The organism is Gordonia sp. i37, assembly GCF_002043085.1.
GTDB lineage: Bacteria > Actinomycetota > Actinomycetes > Mycobacteriales > Mycobacteriaceae > Gordonia > Gordonia polyisoprenivorans.
Map to the genome: position 1 here is coordinate 1 of NZ_MVPX01000074.1, position 1,289 is coordinate 1,289.

Annotated in this window: 1 protein-coding gene and 1 pseudogene; both read left to right on the plus strand. The window is 71.1% G+C overall.

Annotated elements, in window-relative coordinates; translation table 11 throughout:
* The coding region (locus B1964_RS03185) for an ATP-binding cassette domain-containing protein (RefSeq protein ID WP_139765607.1) at nt 1-796 on the plus strand (796 nt) is incomplete at its 5' end.
* A gap of 52 nt (nt 797-848) precedes the next feature.
* Nucleotides 849-1,289 (plus strand): annotated as a pseudogene (locus B1964_RS03190) (thiol reductant ABC exporter subunit CydC); the annotation flags it as partial.

The window sequence follows — 1,289 nt, forward strand, 5'->3', positions numbered from 1 at the left end:
GGCCTCCCTGCCGTTGCGGCAGGTCGGTGCGCAGTTCCACAACTCGGTCGACGGGGTGACCGCTGCCGGCGAGGTGCTCGATCTCATCGACTCCGGTTCCGCGGGTGCGGGTGTCGGCCGGACGCGCTCGTGCACCGTTGCCGGAGAACCGATCCGGTTGCTCGACGTCGGTGTGCACGGCCGGGACGGCTGGGCGCCCTACGAGCTCACGGCGACCGCGAATCCCGGTGAGCTGACGGTGTTCACCGGACCCAACGGGTCGGGCAAGTCGACGATGTTCGCCGCCATCCTCGGACTGCTCGCCCCCGACGAGGGGTCGGTGCTCGTCGGGTCGATCCCGGTGGCCGAACTCGAACCCGACGCCTATCACGAGCAGGTCGCGTGGCTGCCCCAGCAGCCGGTCGTGGTGCCCGGCACAGTCGCCTACAACCTCGCCCTCTTCGGCGCACTCGATCCGGCGCAGCTCCACCGAGCCTGCGCCGCAACGGGTTTCGACGAGGTTCTGGCCTCGTTGCCGGACGGCGCCGACACCGTGCTCGGTACCGGGGGCGTCGGGCTGTCCGCGGGACAGCGGCAGCGACTCGCGCTGACCCGGGTGCTGGCCTCACCGTCGCCGCTGCTGCTGCTCGACGAGCCCACCGCACACCTCGACGCCGCGAGCGAGGAGTCGGTGCTCGCCGCGCTGGCCGCGCGGGCGCGCGCCGGTGACACCGTGCTCGTCGTCGCGCATCGCGATGTGGCCCGCGCCAACGCCGACCACGTCGTCGAACTCCCGGAGGTGCTCGGTGTCCGCTGATCTCGCTGAGACCTCTGATGTCTCAACAAGCACTGGGCGGCATCGCGATCCGTTGCTCCGCGCGTTGGGATTCCTCGGTCTGCGCACCCGGCCGGTGCTGTGGTCGCTGATGCTCGGCGTGGCCGGTGCCCTCTCGGCGCTGGGGCTCGCTGCGCTCTCGGCGTGGCTGATCACCCGAGCCTGGCAGATGCCGCCGGTGCTGTACCTGTCGGTCGCGATCACCGCCGTTCGCGCGCTGGGCATCTCGCGGGGACTGTTCCGGTACCTGGAGCGGCTGGCCACCCATGACCTCGCACTCGGCGCGATGGCGACCGCACGCGAACGGCTGTACGTGGCGTTGGCGTCGGGATCGCCGGCCTACTCGGTGACCCTGCGCCGCGGAGATCTGTTGACCCGCACCGGAGATGACGTCGACGAGATCGGCAATGCGCTCATCCGGGCGTTCATTCCGATCGGCGTCGGGTTGACGACCTCGGCGGCCGCGGTGGCGATC